Annotated in this window: 15 protein-coding genes and 2 pseudogenes; 9 read left to right on the plus strand and 8 right to left on the minus strand. The window is 33.8% G+C overall.

The features are described 5' to 3' along the window. Positions 1-164: 164 nt before the first annotated feature. The 4 genes from EKQ63_RS18185 to EKQ63_RS18200 all read right to left on the minus strand — a co-directional run bounded on the left by EKQ63_RS18185 (position 165) and on the right by EKQ63_RS18200 (position 4,434). Positions 165-1,103: a bestrophin family protein gene (locus EKQ63_RS18185; protein ID WP_087954735.1), complete on the minus strand. Its 939-nt coding sequence runs from the start codon at positions 1,101-1,103 to the stop codon at positions 165-167. 179 nt (positions 1,104-1,282) lie between these two features. Then, positions 1,283-1,702: a phosphate-starvation-inducible protein PsiE gene (gene psiE / locus EKQ63_RS18190; protein ID WP_087954734.1), complete on the minus strand. Its 420-nt coding sequence runs from the start codon at positions 1,700-1,702 to the stop codon at positions 1,283-1,285. A 169-nt stretch (positions 1,703-1,871) separates the two neighbouring features. Further along, the gene (locus tag EKQ63_RS18195) at positions 1,872-3,029 is read right to left on the minus strand and encodes an agmatine deiminase family protein (RefSeq protein ID WP_143881378.1); all 1,158 of its coding nucleotides are present in this window, start codon (positions 3,027-3,029) and stop codon (positions 1,872-1,874) included. Between the two features lie 277 nt (positions 3,030-3,306). After that, a complete protein-coding gene (locus tag EKQ63_RS18200) occupies positions 3,307-4,434 on the minus strand; it encodes a serine hydrolase domain-containing protein (protein ID WP_087954733.1) in 1,128 nt (375 codons plus the stop codon). A 258-nt stretch (positions 4,435-4,692) separates the two neighbouring features. Between EKQ63_RS18200 and EKQ63_RS30330 the strand changes: the two are divergent. Next, positions 4,693-4,923: pseudogene (locus EKQ63_RS30330) on the plus strand (hypothetical protein). Positions 4,924-5,117: 194 nt separating this feature from the next. Here EKQ63_RS30330 and EKQ63_RS18210 read toward each other — a convergent pair. After that, positions 5,118-6,356 carry an MFS transporter gene (locus EKQ63_RS18210; protein ID WP_143881379.1) on the minus strand — a complete coding sequence of 413 codons (1,239 nt, stop codon included), beginning with the start codon at positions 6,354-6,356 and terminating at the stop codon, positions 5,118-5,120. 85 nt (positions 6,357-6,441) lie between these two features. Here EKQ63_RS18210 and EKQ63_RS18215 point away from each other — a divergent pair, with 85 nt between their 5' ends. The 3 genes from EKQ63_RS18215 to EKQ63_RS18225 all read left to right on the plus strand — a co-directional run bounded on the left by EKQ63_RS18215 (position 6,442) and on the right by EKQ63_RS18225 (position 8,565). Then, positions 6,442-7,293, plus strand: a complete 852-nt coding sequence (locus tag EKQ63_RS18215; protein WP_143881380.1) for a LysR family transcriptional regulator — start codon at positions 6,442-6,444, stop codon at positions 7,291-7,293. Continuing rightward, on the plus strand, positions 7,286-7,795 hold the full coding sequence (locus EKQ63_RS18220) for a DUF3916 domain-containing protein (RefSeq protein ID WP_087954731.1): 510 nt from the start codon (positions 7,286-7,288) through the stop codon (positions 7,793-7,795). Before EKQ63_RS18215 ends, EKQ63_RS18220 begins: the two co-directional genes overlap by 8 nt. A gap of 92 nt (positions 7,796-7,887) precedes the next feature. Then, positions 7,888-8,565, plus strand: a complete 678-nt coding sequence (locus EKQ63_RS18225) for a YdcF family protein (protein WP_143881381.1) — start codon at positions 7,888-7,890, stop codon at positions 8,563-8,565. A gap of 48 nt (positions 8,566-8,613) precedes the next feature. On the opposite strand, the gene EKQ63_RS18230 is transcribed toward EKQ63_RS18225, so the two are convergent. Continuing rightward, positions 8,614-9,558, minus strand: coding sequence for a glycerophosphodiester phosphodiesterase (locus tag EKQ63_RS18230; RefSeq protein WP_087954729.1), 945 nt, complete (start codon positions 9,556-9,558; stop codon positions 8,614-8,616). A gap of 387 nt (positions 9,559-9,945) precedes the next feature. Further along, positions 9,946-11,565: an FAD-dependent oxidoreductase gene (locus EKQ63_RS18235; RefSeq protein ID WP_143881382.1), complete on the minus strand. Its 1,620-nt coding sequence runs from the start codon at positions 11,563-11,565 to the stop codon at positions 9,946-9,948. 507 nt (positions 11,566-12,072) lie between these two features. On the opposite strand from EKQ63_RS18235, the pseudogene EKQ63_RS18240 reads away from it, so the two are divergent. The 5 genes and pseudogenes from EKQ63_RS18240 to EKQ63_RS18260 form a co-directional block, all read left to right on the plus strand. Then, positions 12,073-12,414, plus strand: a pseudogene (locus EKQ63_RS18240) (ArsR/SmtB family transcription factor); the annotation flags it as partial. Positions 12,415-12,587: 173 nt separating this feature from the next. After that, entirely contained in the window at positions 12,588-13,586 is a 999-nt protein-coding gene (locus EKQ63_RS18245) for an NADP-dependent oxidoreductase (RefSeq protein WP_143881383.1), read from the plus strand. Between the two features lie 177 nt (positions 13,587-13,763). Beyond that, positions 13,764-15,230, plus strand: a complete 1,467-nt coding sequence (locus EKQ63_RS18250; RefSeq protein WP_143881384.1) for a protein adenylyltransferase SelO — start codon at positions 13,764-13,766, stop codon at positions 15,228-15,230. Positions 15,231-15,487: 257 nt separating this feature from the next. Continuing rightward, complete coding sequence (locus EKQ63_RS18255) at positions 15,488-16,582, plus strand: Rap family tetratricopeptide repeat protein (RefSeq protein WP_001102715.1); 1,095 nt, start codon at positions 15,488-15,490, stop codon at positions 16,580-16,582. Further along, positions 16,579-16,767: a Phr family secreted Rap phosphatase inhibitor gene (locus tag EKQ63_RS18260; RefSeq protein WP_000592021.1), complete on the plus strand. Its 189-nt coding sequence runs from the start codon at positions 16,579-16,581 to the stop codon at positions 16,765-16,767. The genes EKQ63_RS18255 and EKQ63_RS18260 overlap by 4 nt, the downstream gene beginning before the upstream one ends. 308 nt (positions 16,768-17,075) lie before the next feature. Here the strand turns inward: EKQ63_RS18260 and EKQ63_RS18265 are convergent, their stop codons facing one another. Further along, positions 17,076-17,681 carry an FMN-binding negative transcriptional regulator gene (locus EKQ63_RS18265; RefSeq protein ID WP_087954724.1) on the minus strand — a complete coding sequence of 202 codons (606 nt, stop codon included), beginning with the start codon at positions 17,679-17,681 and terminating at the stop codon, positions 17,076-17,078. Between the last annotated feature and the right edge of the window lie 33 nt (positions 17,682-17,714).

Consider the following 17,714-nt stretch of genomic DNA (forward strand, 5'->3'; position numbering starts at 1 on the left):
TAGCCCGCCCTTCCTCAACATTTCTTGAATGGATTATAGCACGATGAAATATTATATATTTATATAAAAAATATAAAGCCGTCATTGAGCTGTAAATTGACTCTTGACAAGATTTTCAATAAAGTTTTTTATAGCAACATTCTAAAATTAATAGTCGTACACATTTAACAATTAGATAATTTTTTATCCTGCTTCATATCTATCACTTCGAACAAACCGTTTTGATTATATAAATTTAATAAATGCGTTTCTATTCCTATACAAATCCCTTCTAACGGAAGGTCATTTGGATCTTGACCAAAAGGATCTTCAATTTCAATCCCTATTGCTTCAATCCCTATAAATGCAAAACTTATAAACGTAGTTGCAAGTACTGTAAACCAACCAAGACTATCAACAAGACCAATCGGTAAAGTCCCGCAAAATATGAGCAGTAAAATTTTAATATGAGCAAAATAGGCAAAAGGAATAGGTGTTGTTTTTATACGATCACATCCACCCACAGCCGTAAGCAACTTATTCAGGTCGGCTTCCATATTAATTATTGCATTTGAATGAATCTGACCCTTTTTCAAACCTTTTGATAGTATAGTTTTTAACAGAAAAACTATACTAATTGGTAAATGAATAGACTCTGTCAATATTGCTTGCTCCTTCTCAGAACAAATATCAAGCAATTCTTGTATCTCATCTAAATCTTTTTCATCTCTCAAATGTCCTTTCGCTATTTTAGGAAAAGCAATTAGTAAATGTAAAAACTTTAGTTTTTCCTGATCGTTCTTTTCCCCTTCTGACTCCCAATAACATAAAAGACTAACTGCTAAATTTCTAGTAGAGGCACCAATCGTGCCAAACAGCTTCCTACCTTCCCAATATCTATCATAGGCAGTATTAGTACGAAACACTAACAGTAGACCTAAAGCTCCTCCAACAATTACCCAAGGTGTTTGATTGATATGTATTTCTGCATAATAATAATGAATCACAGCTACTACCGTTGAAATACATGTATATACTAAAATTTGCGGGAAAATATCTCTTATAATCGTTCCCTTTAATGTAAATATTTGATGTAAACTATTTTGATTATTGTAATGCACCATATTTACAAAAACCTCTTCCCTTATTAACTTTTTATTCTTTAAAATCATGCGAGTATACAATTAAATAGTAGAATCATAAACCCTATCATGACGAAACTCGTTAAAATTATTTCTTTCAATACCGTTACTCCTTTTTTCGCCAAAAGATATAGCTCTTTTTACATTCAAATAACAAACATTCACTCTTCTAAATCACGACGCATTATTCTAGAATTTGCAATGAATAAGGCACTAATTAGTACAAGAATCGCACAGGCGTATAACAATGAATCTATCGAACTATCGTGATCAATAATAATGAGACGAACGATAGCTGTTATACCTATATAAATAAAATATCGTAATGGGAAATGAAAATTCATTTGAAAATACTTTATAATCATTACAATAAATTCAAAATATAAAAAGAATACGACGATACTATCAATCAAATGATAACTAGATTCTTCACCATTTATTTTCAGCTCTTGTATAAATTGAATGACTTCTTTCATTAGAAACACACTTAATACAATCCCTAAACAAATCAAAGCTACATTTAAAATGTACTGTAGAACGATAGGGAAAAACAAAAATACTATTTTAAAATTCTTTAACACAGAAACCTTTCTCCTTTTCCATATAAATCGAAAATTGAATACACACTATAATTCATTTATCATTGCATTTATATTTTTTATTGTTATAAATAATAAGGAATGACAAAATAGGAAAAGATAATCTTTCACCTATTTTGTCTATATAGCAGCACAACGTAATTCCAATCCATTACTTCAATGCAATCGGTTGTTGCTGTGTAACACAATGAATCATACCGCCATTTTTATAAAGCTCTCTCACATCAATACCAACTACTTTACGATCTGGGTATAATTTCTGAATCGTATCGTTTGCGATTTTATCATTTGGATCATTATAATTAGGCACCAATACCACTGTATTCCCAATATAATAATTGATATATGACCCTTTATAATCGAGAGTTTTTCCATTTTCTAATACAACTTTTTCTTTACTAAGCGGTAAGTATTCATACTTATATTTCTTTCCTACAGCATTTTTTGCATCTAATAATGTAGCCATATCTTTATTAGATAGACCCCATTCAGCAAGGTCATCTTCTTTCATCGTTACAATGGTAGATTTATTATGGAATTTAGCAAACCCATCAATATGAAAATCAGTAATATCTAAATTCGGCACTCCATCTAACCAAATAAAGTTTGATACCCCAAGGTCACTTATATATTTTTCAATTTCCTTTTCTGATAAATCAGGATTTCTATTTTTATTCGTTACCGCACTTCGAGTTAATAAAGCAGTCCCATTGCTATCTAATTCAATTGCGCCACCTTCAAGGACAAACTTCCCCCAATCAATTCTTTCAATCCCTGCTTGTTTACTCACATTTTCACGTATACGAGCATCATTTTTGTACGGCGTTTTCTTACCCCACCCATTAAATGCTGGATCTAATATTTTTAAATTTTTATTATTGTCATAAACAAAAATCGGTCCACTATCTCGTGCCCATACATCATCAGTAGGAGCGATAAAGAAATCAATTTTATCCATATTCAGTCCTTTATCTATTAAAAGTTTATTGATTCGCTCTTTCTCCTCCTCATCGTATGCAACAATATGGACTTTTTCCCCCTCAGTTAAAGCACTTGCCATCTTAACCCAAATCGGTTCAACTTCCTGCTTATACTCTTCACCATATGTGTATTCATGAGGCCATTGTAGCCATGTACCTTCATGTTTATCTTTTTCATCTGGCATCGTATATTTCCCGACGGTTTTCTGTACCTCTACTTTTTCATTCCCTTTCCCTTTAGCATTTTCATTGTTCCCCTCAAAAGAGCATCCACTAATAATCGTTGTAGATAATGTAGCCATTAAGCAAAACTTTACTATTTTTTTCATTTTATAAACCTCCTGTTCTTGTCTCCAATAATGTAAAGCTTCACATAGTGTTAAGCTCAAGCTTTTTTATCGATGTAAAATTTACCAATTAATCTTCCGCATAAATTCATTACGAATAGATGAAATTCACACAGTAACTTTCCTATATTTAACATCCATATCATTTAACTTCCTAAATAAAATTATTCTACTATTCCCCCTTCACAGTTACTTCTTCGTTGAACATTCAAAAAAAATCGGTATTGATAAATTCATATCAATACCGATTTAAAAATCATTATTTTGCTTCTATTAAATCACTCGCCATTTTCCTAAACTCTTGATTAAATGCATCATTCATACCATTTTGGACATTAGAGAATAATATGACAAACGTTTTTTTATCCCAGTTAAAATTATTAAAAGTATTCCAACCTGCCAATACGCCGTGGTTATGATAATAATCTGGATACGTATAGAAACTAAATCCATATTTTCTTGCAGGTGATGCCGTAAACATATCTAATACACTTTGTTTAGATAACAGTTTTCCATCCATTATTGCCTCATCTAATCTTTTCATATCTTCAACAGTCGTATACATTTCACCACACCCATACAACCAGTTCATTTTTAAGCGGGGTGCAGCTATTAATTCATTATCTTTTCTCGTATAACCTTCTGCTAAAAAAATATCTTCTGGGAGAGTCGCCCCCATTCCAGATTCATGCATGCCAGCAGAAGTAAAAATATTTTCTTTGACGTATTCAGCGAGCGGTTTATTCGTAATTTTTTCTACAATATATGCAAGCACCATATAATTATAGTCTGTATATTTCCAGCCTGTCCCTGCAGGAAATTGCAATTTTTGCGCTCCAATCCATGTTACTAACTTTAAACGTGACCCCGCATCCACCCTACCTTGTCCTTGATCTGGCAAGCCAGATGTGTGTGTTAATAGATTTCGTAACGTAATGTTTTTATCTGCTGGAAACGATGGAATATACTTATTTACATTGTCTTCAATGTTTAATTTTCCTTTTTCTTTTAGCTGCATAATAGATATTGCAACGACCGTTTTCGTAATAGAACCAATACGATATTTCGTTCTTGGCGTTGTTACTACTTTATCTTTCACATTCGCATATCCATAACCTTTTTGTAAAATCACATGATCTTTACTAGCTACAAGAACGCTCCCATTAAACCCTTTATCTTTTAAATATTGATCTAGTTTTCCAGCTACAGCTTCATAGCGTTTTTTCTCAGTCGCATTAACTTCTTGCATATCGTCCTTTTGCTTACTATTTACATTAGAAAATGCCTTTATATCATATTTCTTACCTTTATTTGCATGTATGAGTGCAACGACACTCCCACAAAAAATAGCAAAAATAAAGAAAACGATTAACCATTTCTTTAACATAATAGGAACCCTCTTTTATATAGTTTCACTTAACGTACATCCATTCTGTTCTATATCTTTTAATTTTCAAATATTTTATAATACTACCTATTATTCACCTAAATGAACTAGATTCCTTTTTCTCATATTCAGTTTTTGGCTACTCTCTATTGTATTTCTTTCTTGCAAAATTTCCACCTTACAATCGGATGCACCCTACTATAATTTCAACATCTTATGTAACATTTGTTACACACGATAAGAAACGGAGTTGTTACGATGAAAAATACTGACAAACGCAATCGCTTAAATGATAGGATGTTTCATTACAGAGTAACAAAAAACAACATAGTTTTAATTTAATATTACGGAAAACAGATTATGATATTAAATTAAAATGACGCTAAAAAAATTTTATACAAAATAAATCATGCACATAACGATACAGAAAAACAACTCATTATGGCTAAAGTAACAGGCAATTTCAAAAGAGGAAACGAACGCAATTGAAAATAAATCTCATTTACGTTTTAATTATACAACATATAAAAAAAGAAATGTCGCTCATTCGGCATTTCTTTAGACTTTCTTCATAAAAAATTTACATTGCTAACTTTCTTTTATTTTTACTATATAAAGTGAAACTTTAATCAATGGTGTTTTGTCCGTCCCCCACTGATTATTAGCCCACCCCAATCCGGCTTTTACTGGCTGCCTGGCAAATTGCGGGATAAACTCACTGCCGAAATACTTAGTAATGCCACTATACACAACCATGCATACGTATACCCTTTCGCGTCCACAATATAACCAAATAAAACAGGTGCAATAATAATCGCAATTTGATTTAATGTAAGCGCTAAACTCACTGTTATTCCTACAGATTCTTCACTTGCCAATTCAGCAACTTCGGCTATAAAAAGACTAAACCATCCAATTGAAAAGAATCCTAACAATGCACTTACACCATACAATACTCCACTCGTTATTATATGTATACTCATTACTAACAATAGAACCAATCCGATAGAAGCACAGACAGTTATAAATAAAGGTATGCGCCGATTTCCCTTATAAAACACATCACTAATAGCTGCTAATACAACACGACCAATCATTCCAGAAAAGAACATAACTGAAAATACTGTTCCAGCTACAATAGATGTAATAGATTGTTCCCTTACTAAAAATTTCATGAAGTGTCCAACTAACACCATTTGTAATGAAATCATGCAAATACCCGTCATATAAATTGGATACAACTCTTTTTTGCATATCACTACTTTTAGGTGTGTCCAAAAAGAAACTTTAATATGTTCTTTCCTTGCTTCCGCCTGAACACATGGCTCTTTATAAAACACAAAAAATAATAGCCCTCCCATAATACAAATGCATGCAATACTATTTATCGCGTAAGTCATATTATATTGTATTGTTAGAAACGGGATTAGCACTCCCGCTAACGCGCCACCAATCGGTATACCAGCTTGCCTTATTCCCATCGCTAACCCACGATTTTCTTTTGGGAACCATTTTAAAATCACTTTACTTCCTCCTGGCTGGGAAACACTATAAAACATGCCCATTAATAAAAGTACAAATAATAACCCATTAAATCCACTTACTATATTAGTCAATAAAAGCGAACTCCCTAGCAAAAATGAACTGATAGAAATTAATATTTTTTCATTATATTGATCAAGTAGCCGACCGACAAAAAGCATACAAAATAACGGCCCAACATTTACAACACTTACTAACAATCCACTCTCCATATTCGTAAGCGCATATTCTTCTTTCCAAAATAAAGCGAAAACCCCGACACCATATGTTATAAGTGTCGCTGTTGTTTGAGCAAGCGTCGCAACAATTAACATCACCCACTTATAAGTACTGTTCATCCTTTCTTGCATTAACACAATAATCCCTCCATCCTCTTCCATTGTATGAAAGTTCTGATATCATATAAAATAAAGATTCATCATATAATCCATCAAAAAAATTGATACCTTTCCGGAGGGATGATACGTGGACATAAAAGATTTAACTGTATTTTACGAGGTCGCGAAGGAAAATAATATTTCTCACGCAGCGAAAAATTTGAACTACGTGCAATCAGGCGTAACAATGCGTATGAAACAACTAGAAAATGAATTAGGCGTGCCTTTATTTTACCGTAACGGAAAAGGTGTAACTTTAACTTCTAACGGTGAGATTTTATTAACGTACGCCAAACAAATTATCCACTTAATGGATCAATCTATAAAAGCGGTTCAAAGTAATGGAACTGATCCTAAAGGCACTTTGACAATCGGATGTACAGAATCTACAACTGCGGTAAGGCTTCCCTCTATATTAACGGCCTACTATGAGAGGTACCCAGAAGTCGAATTGATTTTGGAAACAAATACGACTGAACAACTAATTAAGCTTGTATTAGAGCGAAAACTAGACGGAGCGTTTATAGCTGGCTCTACTCAGCATACTGAACTCCATACAACTGTATTTCATGAAGAAGAATTGGTTCTCATTAGTAAAAAACCTTTATCCTCTCTTAAAGACATAGAAGATATGAATTTACTCGCTTTTAGTCACGGGTGCTATTATAGGGGTTTATTAGAAGACTGGCTTCAAGAAGAAGACATCTCACCTAAACGAGTTTTAGAATTCGGGACAATCGAAGCTATACTTGCATGTGTAAAATCAAGTATGGGCGTAGCGATTATGATGAAATCAATTTTAAAGGGACATGAACATGACGTATCATTCAACCCTTTACCAAATAGCTTCAAAAAGGTTCCTACTACTTTCATTACTAGAAAAGACATATTTCGCTCAGCTGCATTACAAAAATTTATGGAGATGACTCACAATGCATGAAAAGAAAATACGTGGGATAAAACGAAAAACAAACACTATGATTAAACGCATTGAGGAACATACAAAAATATTCCCTTCTACTTTCTATAACGATGAATATTGGTATATGCCTTTACCCGTTTCTCAAACTTTTATCGAGTCTCATAAAACACCTAAAAAAGTAAAACGATTATGTATCCAAACCTTAATAGATCGAGTGAATCATTTAATAAAAATAAAACCGAGTGATACACATACATATCGAGTTGTTACTTTAATTTCTATAGAGAATTTATGGGAATCGCAAATTATCGTATTCAAAAACGATGACTATTTTCATAACTTTTTCAATAGAAATAATGAATTTCAAAAATGGATTTCTCTTTCAAATGAAATTGATTTTTGGAAAACATGGGGAATTTCAATTTGTCCTACTGCCCAAATTTTACACTTTCAAGAAGTCATTTATGATGAAGATGCAATCGATAAAAAAGAGATTTGGTTTATTGGAGAGTTATCTTAAAAGGGGTACTTTGAAATGAAAAGCTTCCCTTTTTTCACTTAATAAAATCGCTATATAATGAATTTATTATTTACTATATAGGAGGTTTTCACATGGTAATACCTAAATATCCTGATGTCCCTACTCTTACGAAAAAACAAATCGATCAAATTACAGAAATCGTTTTTCTAAAAGAAATAACAACACAAAAATGTGATGCTATTTTCGTTTTCGGCGGTTCTCATCCCGGCAATTGGCAAGCTCCTCTAGAAGCTTATCGACAAGGTTTAGGAAATCAAATTATCGTTACAGGTGGTACTAGTTTGCATGGCATGAAACATCCGAGCTGGAATTACGGGGATTTGTCAGATGCAGAAGTAATTGTAACTAAATTAATGGAACATGGCGTACCAAAAGATGCTATCCTATTCGAGAAAAACTCCCTCCATTCTATCGCGAATGTAATGGAAGCGAAAAAGATTTTTGATTTCACAAAGATTAATCAGCTACTATTTGTTTGCAAAAGTTTAGGCGCTGGTCGGCAATATCGAGTATTAAAAAAACATTTACCTAAAACTATTACTTGTATCCCCTATACATTTGATACAAGTTTCGATGGTAAGTTTACAATTAATAGATATAATTGGATGGAAAATGAGGAAAGCCGCTCTATGATTTTTGGAGAATACTTGAGAAATGTTTGCTACGGTAGAAAAGGTGGCATTGAACCACCGGAAAAAGAAGTTCAAGGTTTAGAAGAATATGTATCCTACTACTATAATCTAGCATAATAGAAAAAGGTATACTAAAACGTCGGTATACCTTTTCTCCTATCTCACTTATTTTTCTTTTAGTACACTATGTAATCGATCAGGGTAATTTGTAAACATTCCTGTAGCACCCCATTTTATTAACAATCTCATATCTGGTTTCTCATTAATTGTATAAGGATGAATTAGCAGTCCATTATTTCTAGCCATTTTCATATATGACTCATCAATAATTAGTTCTCCGTTATCATTACGTAAGTTTGGTCCAATACCAACTGCATACTTTTTAATTTCTTGAAAATCTTCATTTGTTACACTTTTCGGTTCATGTGTAATGCCAGACCATTCAACAATCTCATTGTTTTCATTTGGATAATACCAAAGCAGTTGAACTAACGGAATATTTTTATTCATACTATGAATCTTTGTTAAACTATCTTTACTAAATGACTGAATCATAACACGGCTAGAAGACATGTTTTGACCTATTAAATTATATTTTTCTAATAAAGCTAATAATTTCTCTTCCATTCCTGGATACACATCTGGTGATTTTGTTTCAATGTAATACTTCATGCTTCTTCCGTACTTTTGGAAGATTTCTTCAAGAGTCGGAACTTTTTGACCAACATACTCTTGCTTAGCCTTTTCTGGATAAGCTTTATTGAACCACGATCCTGCATCTAAACTCTTTATTTCACTTAATGTTTTATCTCGTACTTCCCCTGTACCATTTGTAGTTCGATCAACGGCTGTATCATGCATTGCAATCAACTGGCCGTCCTTAGTTAACTGAATATCTAACTCCAAATAATCCGCTTTCATTTTTTTCACAAGATCATAAGAAGCAAAAGTATGCTCAGGTGCATGTCCACTTGCTCCGCGATGTGCAATATTTAAAAACTTATTCGTATTCCCTTCATGCTTTCCTTCTGCTTTCGCATGAACAGCTCCCCCAGCAAAGATACTTCCCATCATAAAGAAAATAACTAAAACGCTAATAATCTTTCTCATCCTTCTAACCCTTCCTACGTTGTAAATTTCAACAAGTTAATGAGATTCACACGAAATAGAAGATATATTTTCATTATTTTTATAAGCTTATATTAAAATTTCAGTCTTACAAATATACTTTCCCTATGTTATTAATATAGAAAACTATTTATTTTCTATATCTCTCCTTTCCACATGTAACTTCCCTATTGTGTGCGATTCTTCCAATAAAAAAAACCATAATTTATTTAGAGGACACTTCTGTATCCCTAAATAAATTTATGGCTTATCTCACATATCTCCGGCCTCGATTAACTTGTCGAAATTAATCATACCAAACCTATTAAAATTTGTGAATATTATTTTTTCAGTAAAGTGAGACATATAAGAAAGTATTTCCGTAGTTACTTAAAAATCACATAATACATTTCTCATTACCTCTTCCAGCATTACCGCTGGATTTACCACTTCTTGTTCCGAACGCCATCCAATAAAGCCATCTGGTCTAATTAGTACAACTCCTTCATTCTCTATTCCATATAATTCACAAAAAACATTTTCTTGAGTAATAAAGTCTCCCCTTAAACCAACGCTGTAAACTTTTATATTTATTCCTAATTTAGATGAAACATCAAATACAGCTTCAGCCCAAGAGCTATTGTCTACTCCAGTAAGTAATACAAAATTGTTACCAAATACGTCTAATATAGAAGCTTCTTTCCCTTTATACATCCCCCAAAAGTGCGGCGCTCGCGTTCCAGGTCTCCCGTTCAACTCTACGCTATCCATTCTATGTGGAGTGACTGAGTCATCTATAATCGCCTCTGAACAATACTGATATCCAACTGTAACAGCTAAACCATCCATATTATTCAAACTGCCTTCCTCTCTCTTCGCAGCACGAAACAGTAAACTACTTGCATAAGCTGTCGTTAATTTTGCAACAGGGTATCTCTCTTCATGATATGTTTCTAACAATTTTGGTTTTGCCTTGCCTTTTATAACAGCCCCTAATTTCCAAGCTAGATTGTGCGCATCTTGTATTCCTGTATTGGAACCAAACCCTCCAGTTGGCGGCATAATATGTGCAGAATCACCAACTAAAAAAACGCGATTATCTTGAAATTTTGTAGCAGTACTTTCAGTCGCTTCCCACGGTAAAACACTTACTATTTCTGACTCAATATTTGTACTTCCAATTGCGGTTTGAATAATTTGTTTACAACGTTCTATAGTGAAATCCTCTGGTCTCTCTCCTTTTAATGGATCATAGGATACATGGTAAATCCATCTTCTTTCATTATCGACTGGAATGAGTGCACCAAGAACTTCCGGATGAAGTACCATAGTAAAACCAAATGCATCTCCTTGTATAAATTCGCTTAAATCCGCTTCAAAATAAATATTCATATAATAACCGCCAATGGTTCCACGACCCTCAGTTGTAATCCCTAATTGCTTACGTATTTTACTTTGTGCTCCATCTGCTGCAATTACATAGTCACAATGTATGACACTTTCTTTTTCTGTTTCACGATTTCGAATCGTTGCTTTTACCCCGTTTTCATTTTGTTCAAATGAAACTAATTCATGATAAAAAGATAGTTGCCCGCCTAGCGTTTTCACTTCTTGTAACATCATCTCTTCTAAAATTATTTGATAACACGCAGTTTGTTTTGATGGACTAATCTTTTCTATTTTTTGAAGTAACTCTTCATCGTTTCCGTATTGCGTCGCTCTCATTTGTTCCAATTCTTCTTTATTCGCCTTAGCTATTGTATGAACTACTATTCTTCCTCGGCAGTTCTCTAATGCTTTACCTGCCAATTTAATTCTTTGTTCCAAACCTAATTCTCGAAATAACTCCATTGTACGTAAAGTAAGACCGCCTGCTTTCGGATGAATGGCAGTAGACGGATGCCTTTCAATAAGTAAGTACTCAATGTTATGTTTTGCAAGAAATAACGCAGATGCTAACCCTGATAATCCCCCTCCAACAATTAAAACTGGTACATCATTCGATTTCATATATTTATCCTCCACATCATTGTTCTGAGCTCAGTGATATAAATATAATCAAAAAAACAACAAAGATATAGACTTATATTTCATTTTAAATTATCATATAGATAGATTACGCCCCAAATTATTTTTACTTTTTCATACATCTATAATCTGCTTGTATTATGTATGTATGAAAGAGTAAAACGAAACAACTCACTTTAAAATAATAAAAACATGATAAGCGGTCGTAACCCTAAAAATTATCCAGGGTTACGACCGCTTAATTTTTTGTTCAATGGCTTAACTATCCTCACCTGGAAACAACGTAGTATTAAATCATTTTCTACTTTAAAACTTTATCCATTCTAATATGTAATTCTTTTCTACCCCCTTATCATTTTCAACATAAAAAATTCATTCGTCTCGATTTTCTTTCCCAATATTGCAGTTCATACAACAATCATGTAGCATTACCGTATCGATGTAATGGTTCATCATCTTAAACCTTTTGACTAATTTTTTGGAGGTAAAGTGATTGAAATGAATAAACAAGAACAATTAAATGTTATAAAAAAAGATTTTATTGATTCTCAAAAAGTATTATTGGCAATTGGCGATGAAACACGTCAAGCTATTTTGTTAGTTCTCATGGAAACGGAATGTCAAACCGGATTACGTGTAGGAGAAATTACGAAACAAACACACCTTTCTCGGCCAGCGGTATCACATCACCTAAGGATTTTACGGGAAGCCGGTATTATTTTAATGCGAAAAGAAGGTACAAAAAACTTTTATTATATTGATATACGTACAAAATTAAGTTTATTAAAAAATCTTGTATTAGATATTGAAAAGCTATTGCACAACTTTTATCCCACTTTAACGGGCAGTAAGACCCCACCTCAAAATTCAGCGAAAGCAAAGAATTTAGATAGGGGATCAACTGCCCATAAAGGTCCGATTGGTGAGGGCTGATAATCAGTGGGGGATGAAGAACCCCCCCACTGATTAAAGTTTCACTTTATTGAAATTTGGAGGTATAAGAAATGAAAGCGATGATAATTGATAAGTACGGAAAAGTCCCAATGCGTATGGCCGAGGTACCTACTCCTGAAATAAATGAGTATGAAGTGCTCGTAGAAATTCATGCAGCTAGTATTAATCCAATTGATTTTAAAATACGCGATGGAAAGGTAAAAATGTTACTGAAATATGAAATGCCGCTAATCCTTGGGAATGACTTTTCCGGTGTCATTACGAAGGTTGGATCAAAAGTAACTCGTTTTAAAGTCGGTGATGAAATATATGCTCGTCCAAGAAAAAATAAGATTGGTACTTTCGCGGAATATATAGCCATTCATGAAGATGATATAGCCTTAAAACCGAAAAATTTAAGTTTTGAGGAAGCTGCTTCAATTCCACTCGTTGGCTTAACATCCTATCAAGCTTTGCATGACATCATGCACTTACAAAAAGGTCAAAAGATTTTAATTCACGCTGGATCTGGTGGTGTTGGTACTTTCGCAATTCAGTTAGCAAAAATAATGGGTGCTACTGTTACAACGACTGCTAGTGAAACTGGTGCGAATTTAGTAAAGTCACTTGGTGCAGATGAAATTATTAATTACAAAACAGAAAAATTTGAAGAAATACTAACAAATTATGATGCAGTATTTGATACAATTGGCGGTACAACACTTGAAAAATCATTCAACATTATAAAAAGCGGTGGCAACATTGTTTCCGTTTCAGGTATGCCGAATGCTCGATTCGGTAAAGAATTCGGTTCAGGATTTTTCAAAACTCTCTTATTTTCATTAGCAAGCAAAAAACTTACTGCACTTGAAAAAAAGCATAATGCGCAATATTCATTTTTATTTATGAAGCCAAGCGGCGATCAATTACGCACTATTGCAAACTATATTGAAGCTGGCAAAATCAAACCGGTAATCGATCGCGTTTTCCCTTTTGAAGATGCTCAAAAAGCAATGGAATATTCAGAGGCTGGAAGAGCAAAAGGAAAAATAATTGTAAAAATGAAATAATAATAAACCCTCCATTTTCTTAAAATGGAGGGTTTATATTTGCTGTTAAATAGACATAGTGCAGTGAAGTCCTTACAATAGATTGCAAGGGGAAATATCATATTATACTTTTAGCTAATTTTACAAAGAATACATACGTACAAATACATAATAAAAAATAAACAAGGAGGAGATAAAATGACTAAAAATAATGAAGCAGGTTGGAATTTAGACAATAGTTATGCTACTTTGCCACATTCATTTTATACAGAAATCCCCCCTACTCCCGTAAGTTCACCGGAGTTAGTTAAACTAAACCATTCACTTGCGATATCTCTTGGCTTTAATCCGGAAGAACTGAAGAAAGAAACTGAAATTGCGATTTTCGCCGGTAATGCACTACCAGAAGGAGCTCATCCATTAGCGCAAGCATATGCTGGTCATCAATTTGGACATTTTAATATGTTAGGCGACGGTCGTGCTCTTTTAATTGGTGAACAAATTACTCCTTCAGGTAAACGTTTTGACATTCAGCTGAAAGGTTCTGGCCCTACTCCTTATTCACGCCGCGGTGATGGTCGTGCCGCACTCGGTCCGATGCTACGTGAATATATTATTAGCGAAGCAATGTATGCACTTGATATCCCAACTACCCGCAGTTTAGCAGTTGTCACAACTGGTGAACCAACCTATCGTGAAACAAAGTTACCTGGAGCTATTTTAACTAGAGTCGCAAGCAGCCATATACGCGTCGGCACATTTCAATATGCTGCAGCTCGCGGCTCAATCGAGGATCTTCAATCGCTAGCTGACTATACAATAAAAAGACATTACCCAGAAATTGAAGGTCATGAAAACCGATATACTGCATTGCTACAAGAAGTCATCAAAAAACAAGCAAGCCTCATCGCTAAATGGCAACTTGTTGGATTTATTCACGGTGTAATGAATACTGACAATATAACGATTAGCGGTGAAACGATTGATTACGGCCCTTGTGCATTTATGGATCATTACGACCAAGGAACTGTATTTAGCTCTATTGATACACAAGGCCGCTACGCATATGGAAATCAACCATATATGGCCGCATGGGACCTCGCGCGATTAGCAGAATCTTTAATACCAATTCTGCACGAAGATGAAGAAGAAGCATTAAAAATTGCTCAAGACGAAATTTCAAAATTTAGCGTACAGTATGAAAACCTGTGGTTCCTTGGAATGAAAAAGAAATTAGGACTATTTAGCAACGAAGAACAAGATCATTCACTTATTGAGCAACTTTTAAAAATGATGGAGAAATATAAAGCGGATTACACAAATACATTCCGTTCATTAACTCTTGATACGTTAGAAAATACGCCTCTATTCGATAGCCCTGAATTTAAAGAATGGTACAAACTGTGGCAATCTCGATTAGAAAAACAAGAAGAATTGAAAGAAAATGCCTACGAAATGATGAAAAATAATAACCCATCCATCATCCCTAGGAACCACCGTGTAGAAGAAGCATTAGAAGCAGCTGTCACAAATGGCGACTATAGCGTAATGGAGAAACTCCTTGAAGCTCTAGCAAATCCTTATGCTTATTCCACAGATCAAGAAGAATACTGCGTTCCGCCTGCGCCTACGAATCGTCCTTATCGTACTTTTTGTGGGACTTGATTGTTTAATCTGTAAAAAGGTGTGTTCATACAAATTGTGTGAACGCACCCTTTTTTATATTTTCACCTCTCAACTAGAAATTTAAAATGCCCCCTCCCCCGACACCTTTTCTTTACTCCAAAACAAATTAATACTATTCCAATCGGCTTACTGAAAAGTTTGTTAAACAAATATTGAGAAATAAAAATCGTATTTCTAAATATTGTTATTTTTGATACTATATTTTATAAGAATATTCAAAAAAGCGAGGGGATTTCATGAACGTTCAACTACAAGGTAATGAACAAATCACAAAATTATTTAATGATTGGTATTTAGCTATGCTAAAACAAGATGTGTCCCAGGCAACAAACTTAAAGCATGAAATTGAGGAAAAAGAACTAAACTTTGAAGAAGATGAAAACTTAGCATTATACTATTCTCTACTAGATTTTCGTTTCAAAGTTTTAACTGATGGTTTAAGCATCACAAAAGACAGTTTTAATAAAATAGATTCTTACGCGATTTCACCTAATCACCAACTTTCTTACTACTATCATTTATTTAAAGCGATTCATGCTACTTTAACAACAAATTATAATTTAGCAAGTGAACATTACGAAAATGCTGAAAAGCTATTAGTTAATGTTTCAGATAAACTAGAGGAAGCTGAGTATAATTACCGATTCGCTATCTTTAATCAACATTTTTATAAACCGATTGATGCAATTCAGCAAGCAACAAAAGCCAGAAACATCTTCATGACTGAAAATGGATTTGAGATAAAGTTAGCACTTTGCGACAATATAATAGGTTCCTCATGTGTATTCCTAAAACAATATGAACAAGCAGAGGAAAAGTTCAATTCTGCTCTTTCAATTTTACAAAAACTAAACGAAAAGGATTTAGTATTAAGCGTTCGCAATAATCTAGGTTGGCTCTATGCAAGTCAAAACCTGTCTTCTCTAGCGATTCGACATTTATCAGAGGTAACAACCAAAGTGCCTACACACTTTAAAGCACTCTTTTTACAAGCCAGAGAGCATTATAAACTTGGTGAAATAAACATTGCTGAAGAATTTATTAAAAAAGGATTGGGAGTTTGTACAGAACTAAACAATATTGAATATATACTTCATTTTAAAATTTTAAATTCCCTTAACAATAATGAGACAACTGAAGATCTAGAAAAGATTATTCTTGAAGGAATTACGTATTTCGACAAAGAATCTTTATATAACTACACTCAAGAATATTCAGAGAAATTAGCAACTAAATTTTATGATGAAAATAATCATGTGAAAGCGAGTGAGTATTTTCATAAAGCGTTACAAGCAAAAGAAAAAACGTTTGAGAAAGGAGCTCTAAAATGATTAAAAAAATTAGTTCTGTCGTTCTAGGACTGTCTGTTATCGGTATTATTTCTATTGGGATAAATAGTTCTTTTACATATCAAGCAAGTCACGCCGATCTCCCTGCACCACAAAGACCTGATTTTGTTCAATCTGTTGACGTAAGTAAAGACTACAACTCAACCACAGCTGAAAAAACACTTTAAAGAACGAAAGACCTTCATTTAAGAGGGTCTTTTTTTAATGCGCTTATTTAGATGTAATCGAATACTTCTTCATACAGAGGTTTCCATATGCCTCCGACGGGATTCGAACACGCTTCCCTACGGAATTTCACCGACAGGAATTCCACCTGTCTCAGCTTATTTGCTTTTCGGTGCTTCTGAAACCTTCGCCTTGCGACCCGGTGCGACATGTTTTCCGGCGCTCTTCCCTTCTAGAGCTACCGAGGCATTTTTCTTGCAAGTAAAATATATTTCTACAAAATTAGTAAATCACCTTTATTTTACCAAACTCATTTTGTTTCTTTCATCAATTCCGCAATCCCCTTACTCCCCTCACTACCAACCTTCTCAAGCTTCTCCACAACTAATTTTCTTCTTTCCACAGAATGATTTTGACTCAACTTCGCTTTTCCTTCTATTTTATTTATCTTTATTTTGAACCCAACTATTCCCTTACTTAATCCTGCCATATAATTCGGATCTACATCGTCTAATGAGTACGTGCTCTTTGAATCTTCATATTTATGTACTAATTTTTGAAGAGAGTCTATTAATTCCTGTTCATCTTCAACAATTTCTAATTCACCATATACATGCACCGCAACGTAATTCCATGTTGGCACCGCATTGTTTGTTTCATACCATGACGGTGAAATATAACTATGTGGCCCTTGAAATATAGCAAGTACTTGTTGATTCCCACTATCTTTCCACTGGTCATTCGGACGTGCGAAGTGACCATGTAACGTGAGTTTTTCTCTATTTAGCAATAATGGTAAATGCGTTGCATAGGGTTCCCCATTATGTTGAGAAAATAATGTCGCAAAGCTATTTTGTTCAATTATTTCGTACTTCATCTCTTCATCTTGTATTGCAAAGTATTTTGGTATGTACATAATCTCCCTCTTTTCCGGTCTTTTATTTCTCAT

The sequence above is a fragment of the Bacillus sp. BD59S genome, assembly GCF_007363175.1.
Classification (GTDB): domain Bacteria; phylum Bacillota; class Bacilli; order Bacillales; family Bacillaceae_G; genus Bacillus_A; species Bacillus_A pacificus.